This is a genomic window from Bradyrhizobium sp. Mp27 (assembly GCF_029953005.1).
In the GTDB taxonomy this organism is placed as follows: domain Bacteria; phylum Pseudomonadota; class Alphaproteobacteria; order Rhizobiales; family Xanthobacteraceae; genus Bradyrhizobium; species Bradyrhizobium barranii.
Genome location: NZ_JASAUS010000307.1, coordinates 1 through 4,840, shown reverse-complemented (window position 1 = coordinate 4,840; position 4,840 = coordinate 1). Strand labels below are relative to the sequence as shown.

Genomic DNA, 4,840 nt, shown 5'->3' with positions numbered 1-4,840 from the left:
CAACGCATACAACGACAGAGCCGAGCCCTTCGTCTGGACCAAGAAAAAGGTCCGTCAACGCCGTTTCAAAGGCCGCCGTATCACTCAGCTCTGATTCCGGGTACTAGGAGCAAGATGGTTACAAGAAGCGCAGGACGGCTGTCCGAGACCCGCCGGCCGCGCCCGAGCCGGACCCTTGAAGGCGTCCGGCACACCGCTCTCGCGGCGAGAAACGACTTAGAAAAACGCAAGGATGATTCAAGAGGTCGGCTGAAAATTTTCTGCGTCCGGTGGTCCGGCGGTGCCGATGGTTAACGCGGGGTGGCCCGAAGGATCGGCTGCACCACTACTGTCTTGACAGGTTTTCCGCGCGGAATATTTTTTGCCGAGGGAAGCACGCTTCCCCGTTTCTCGAACCGCAAAGGACATGGAAGACCGTCAGGAGAGGCGATGATGCTCGACGAAGATTTTACCCGTATCCGTGCGCACCGCAACAACATCCACCGCTATCGCAGCCTGCTGAAGACGCAGCTGTCCGACCTCGAGCGCCAGTTCATCGAACGGCGCCTGGCCGAGGAGACCGCATCGCTCGAGGCGCTGACTTCCGAAACCTTCCCCATCGTATTTGTCCTGCCTGGTTCGCCGAGCGCGGGGGTGGCGTCATGACCGATGTCAGGGACCTGCTGATCCGCGGCAGCGAGAAGGTGATCGACCACTATCGACTGCTGCTGGCGAGCGCGAAGACAGAGCGGGAGCGCCAGCTCTACCTGAGCCGGATCGAGCGCGAGGAACGGCTTCTCGACCAGCTCCAGGGTGGGTTGCCGAACAGGGTGGCGGCGTGACTTCTCCGGACGGCGAGGATGGATTTGCGGGGTTCGACGTCGTGCTGAAGCGGCGCGGGCGGAGCCGATGGAAGTGGGCCGTCTGCACCGCCGCGGGCGAAGTCGTCATGTCCGGCTCGGAGTGCAGTCGCGCGGGCGCTAGGTACAAGGCCAACGGCGCTCTCTTTCTCCTACTTTGCGCAAGCGCGGCGCGGGCGGCGTCCGGAGGAGAGTGGCGGGCAACGGGCTAGGAACCTTGGTTGTCGTCAGGCGGTTGTCGCGCTCTCGACCCGCGGAGATCGAATCCGATGCCCGACTATCCGAAGCCCCCTTACCCCAGTCAGAAGCAGCCGATGCCCGGGTCAACCGCGCAAATGGACCCGCGCCCCGATCACGGAGAGACCAGCTACAAGGGGGCGGGCCGCCTGAACGGCAAGCGGGCCATCATCACCGGTGGCGACAGCGGAATAGGAAGGGCGGTCGCTATCGCCTTCGCCCGCGAGGGCGCAGATATTCTGATCGCCTATCTCGAGGAGCACGACGACGCCAAGGAAGTTGCGGCCCTCGTCGAGGCGGAGGGGCGCAAGGTTGTTCTGGTCGAGGGCGATCTAAGGGCTGCGGACCATTGCAGGAAGGTCGTCGATCGGGCGGTCCGGGATCTCGGCGGGGTCGACATCCTCGTCAACAATGCCGCGCATCAGGCGACCTTCAAGGATCTTGGCGACATCAGCGACGAGGAATGGCGAATGACGTTCGATGTGAATATCCACGCCATGTTCTTCCTCGCGAAGGCCGCCGTGCCGCACATGGAGCCGGGCGGCGCGATCATCAATACGGCTTCCGTGAACTCGGACATGCCGAACCCTACGCTGCTGGCCTATGCGACGACCAAGGGCGCTATCCAGAACTTCACAGGGGGGCTGGCCCAGATGCTAGCGGAGAAGGGCATCCGTGTGAACGCGGTGGCGCCCGGGCCGATCTGGACTCCGCTGATCCCATCGACCATGCCCGAGGAAACCGTGAAGAATTTCGGCAAGCAGGTGCCGATGAAGCGGGCCGGGCAGCCGGCCGAGCTGGCGACGGCCTATGTGATGCTTGCCGATCCGCTATCGAGCTACACCTCCGGCACCACGGTCGCGGTGACCGGAGGGAAGCCCTTCATCTGATGCCGGGCCTGCAGCATCCAGTCACGCCGGATGGGCGCTATTTCGTCGTTCGCGGTAGACGCGCTCCACATGGGCGCACTGGCATCCGCTGCGGGCACATCGCCGCCTCTGCTGCGGCGACTAATCCGTACCTTGGCGGTCGGCCTTTCCCTGACGCGGGTCATAGTGCTGGCGCACTGGGCGAGCGACGTGGTCGCGGGCTTCGCGCTCGGAGTCGTCATGGAGCGGTTACTGCGTCTCTGGACCGGCTATCCGATGTCGCCACCGAAGGAGGATGACAATGCCAATCCTTGAGGACGTGAAGGAATACGTGCAGCGCGCGACCGGTCTGCACCGACCGGAAAGAAGGAGGCTCCTGACCTAGCGCGGCCAAGGAAGCCTCAGACGGCTCGTTTCAAGGACGACGGTCTCATCCCGAATCATCCGCGCTGGCCTCTCGTTATCTACCGAGGCGCTGTCGATCTCGGCGACGGGCATGATCCGGCGGCCGTCATGGAGGACCTGTTCGAGGCCAACGGCTGGGGCGAAACCTGGCGGGACGGGATTTACGACTACGTTCACTACCATTCATGTATCCATGAGGTGCTTGGCATCGCGCGGGGTAGGGGACGTGTACGCTTCGGCGGAAGCAAAGGTCGGATCTTCAAACTTAAGGCGGGCGATGTCGCCGTCCTGCCGGCGGGCACGGGACACCAATGCCTGTCCGCAGATGAGGACTTCCTCGTCGTCGGCGCCTATCCGCGCGTCGGCACCTACGACGAGTGCACGCAGGTCGAGGACCGTCCGAAAGCTCTGAAGACGATTCCAAAGGTGCCTGTCCCGGGCAAGGATCCCGTGTACGGCGCGGGAGGCCTGCTCTCAAAGCTATGGAAGAAACCGAAATGAGCGAGTACGTCGTCCGCTTCCTGGTAGGCGGCGCCGTTGTGTCGGCCTTCGCGATGCTCGGAGACGTGCTCAGGCCGAAGAGCTTCGCCGGCCTGTTTGGAGCCGCGCCCTCGGTCGCGCTCGCCACGCTTGGCATCGCGATCTATCAGCACGGCGAATCCTACGCAGCCGTCCAAACCCATTCGATGATGGCCGGTGCGATCGCGCTCGGGATCTACAGCGTGGTCGTCTGCCAGCTCTTGATCCGGGCGCGCATGCGTGCGCTGCCGGCCACGCTGCTGTCGATCGTCGTGTGGCTCGCAGCGGCCTTCGGCCTGTGGGCGGCCGCGGGAGGTCAGACATGAGCGCGCCGATTGAAATCTCGCCGTCCTCGCTGCAAGAAGGACGCTGGCACGAATACGCGGTCCGCTTCGCGCTGGGCGGCGCAGCGACCGTCTTCGCCGGCCTGGTCAGCAGTCGGTACGGGGCTTCGATCGGCGGCCTATCCTTGCTCTGCCGGCGATCTTCTGCGCCAGCGCCACTCTCATCGAAAAGCATGAAATCCGCCGCATGCGCGAGGCCGGACTTGACGGAAAGCGGCGAGGGCAACAGGCCGCAGCGCTCGACGCCGCCGGCGCAGCGCTCGGTGCGCTCGCGATGCTGGCGTTCGCCGGAGTGTTCTGGCTACTGGTCGAACGAAGCGTCGCCGGCGCATTTGCGAGCGCCTCGCTGGCGTGGCTGGCGGTGTCGGTCGCGACTTGGTTCGTACGACGCAAGGCGAGATCATGTCGGAGCTCGCCCGCACACGAAAGGGCCGGCCCGCGTTAAGGCGAAGCCGGCCCTTCTGAAGTTGGTCAGCCGTCAGGCCGCGTCGGAGGCCTTGGCGTTGACGCCCTTGCGCAGCGCGATCGTGTTGAGCTTGGTGTTCGCCGCCTTCTCTTCGTTCAGGGAGAAGTCTCTCGGCTTTGTACTATCCACCTCCAGCACGCCCCATGCGGCGGCGCCGATGAGGATCGGGACATTGCTGACAGCCACTGCCGTGCTCCGCCAAGAACTCGGAATAAGCAAATTCGTTCTGCTCGGCGAAATCTCTGATGCTGACAGGCTCGGCCGTTTGGAAAGCGCGGCCAGGCGGCGAACGGAGGTCGGCCGACAGCGTAGCGGTGCGGACGGCACCATCCTTCCAGCCGACTCCCGCGATCAACAGAAGATCGGACGTGTCTGGAGAAGTACCTTAACATGGTCGATTTCCACGGCTCGGGCAATTTGCAGCACGGCTTGGTCCAAGAAGCGTTCTGTTCCGGCCTCTTCAACCGAAAGACGACCGATATCGACCAAAATGCGGATATAGTGGGAGGCGTCGGCTACGGCGAGGCCCGATTGACAGTGAGGGACAACGGTCGCGGCATTCAACATCCGAACGAAACCGGGGCGGGCCTGCAAATTGGCGGTACCGTCAACCAGACCAGCAGCGACGCGGGTACAACAACAACGCTTACATTCCCTTTGATAATGTAAAGTGGGACCTGCTGAGCAGCACGGGATAGGCTGCGCCTCAGCTATCGCGGGCCGGGTCGGCCGATGGTACACCTGCGGACCAAGCAAAGCCCACATCGTCGCCGAGGTGGACGCGTCGACCGGTCAACGTAAGATTTAGGAACTTAGGCCGGAATGGCGCTGGGGCGTGGTAGTCGGGTGGTCGCCCTTAGCCGAAGATCGATTGAGCGCGTGTCATGTCGGCCGATCCAACTTGGTCCACCGCTGATTTCGACCCCAAGCGGCAATCGACCGCAGAGAAGTGGATATAACCTTCGACAACAACGCTTGACCAGACCGCCCCTTTTAGAGCGCGAAATTTTTTTCGTCATCCTCTTGAAACTTTTTTGCTCGTGGCAGATTTTTTTGGACGCCGCAGACGTGGCGGCCGGGGCGCCTTCGGGCCCCATCAAGGCGGGCGCCGGAAGGTGTCCGGTGCCAGCTCGTACCCAACTTGCTCTTTGGAGGATTTGG

Annotated in this window: 7 protein-coding genes and 2 pseudogenes; 8 read left to right on the top strand and 1 reads right to left on the bottom strand. The window is 63.2% G+C overall.

The window, feature by feature from the left end; translation table 11 throughout:
• Positions 1 to 429: 429 nt before the first annotated feature.
• The 7 genes and pseudogenes from QJT78_RS48575 to QJT78_RS48545 all read left to right on the top strand — a co-directional run bounded on the left by QJT78_RS48575 (position 430) and on the right by QJT78_RS48545 (position 3,658).
• Positions 430 to 645, top strand: coding sequence for a hypothetical protein (locus QJT78_RS48575; RefSeq protein ID WP_038945730.1), 216 nt, complete (start codon positions 430 to 432; stop codon positions 643 to 645).
• On the top strand, positions 642 to 821 hold the full coding sequence (locus tag QJT78_RS48570; RefSeq protein WP_028153950.1) for a hypothetical protein: 180 nt from the start codon (positions 642 to 644) through the stop codon (positions 819 to 821). Before QJT78_RS48575 ends, QJT78_RS48570 begins: the two co-directional genes overlap by 4 nt.
• Before the next feature lie 287 nt (positions 822 to 1,108).
• Positions 1,109 to 1,966: a glucose 1-dehydrogenase gene (locus QJT78_RS48565; RefSeq protein ID WP_028153952.1), complete on the top strand. Its 858-nt coding sequence runs from the start codon at positions 1,109 to 1,111 to the stop codon at positions 1,964 to 1,966.
• 60 nt (positions 1,967 to 2,026) lie between these two features.
• Positions 2,027 to 2,260, top strand: a pseudogene (locus tag QJT78_RS48560) (phosphatase PAP2 family protein); the annotation flags it as partial.
• 198 nt (positions 2,261 to 2,458) lie between these two features.
• Positions 2,459 to 2,851 (top strand): cupin domain-containing protein, encoded by a 393-nt coding sequence (locus tag QJT78_RS53390; protein ID WP_309248371.1) that lies wholly within the window; start codon positions 2,459 to 2,461, stop codon positions 2,849 to 2,851.
• Positions 2,848 to 3,195, top strand: a complete 348-nt coding sequence (locus QJT78_RS48550; protein ID WP_028153954.1) for a DUF3147 family protein — start codon at positions 2,848 to 2,850, stop codon at positions 3,193 to 3,195. The genes QJT78_RS53390 and QJT78_RS48550 overlap by 4 nt, the downstream gene beginning before the upstream one ends.
• Positions 3,192 to 3,658 (top strand): annotated as a pseudogene (locus QJT78_RS48545) (hypothetical protein). The gene QJT78_RS48550 and the pseudogene QJT78_RS48545 overlap by 4 nt, the downstream one beginning before the upstream one ends.
• A 33-nt stretch (positions 3,659 to 3,691) precedes the next feature.
• On the opposite strand, the gene QJT78_RS48540 reads toward QJT78_RS48545, so the two are convergent.
• Positions 3,692 to 3,865: a hypothetical protein gene (locus QJT78_RS48540; RefSeq protein WP_240537858.1), complete on the bottom strand. Its 174-nt coding sequence runs from the start codon at positions 3,863 to 3,865 to the stop codon at positions 3,692 to 3,694.
• Positions 3,866 to 4,069: 204 nt separating this feature from the next.
• Between QJT78_RS48540 and QJT78_RS48535 the strand changes: the two genes are divergently transcribed.
• Positions 4,070 to 4,348, top strand: coding sequence for a hypothetical protein (locus QJT78_RS48535; protein ID WP_281460764.1), 279 nt, complete (start codon positions 4,070 to 4,072; stop codon positions 4,346 to 4,348).
• Positions 4,349 to 4,840: the final 492 nt, after the last annotated feature.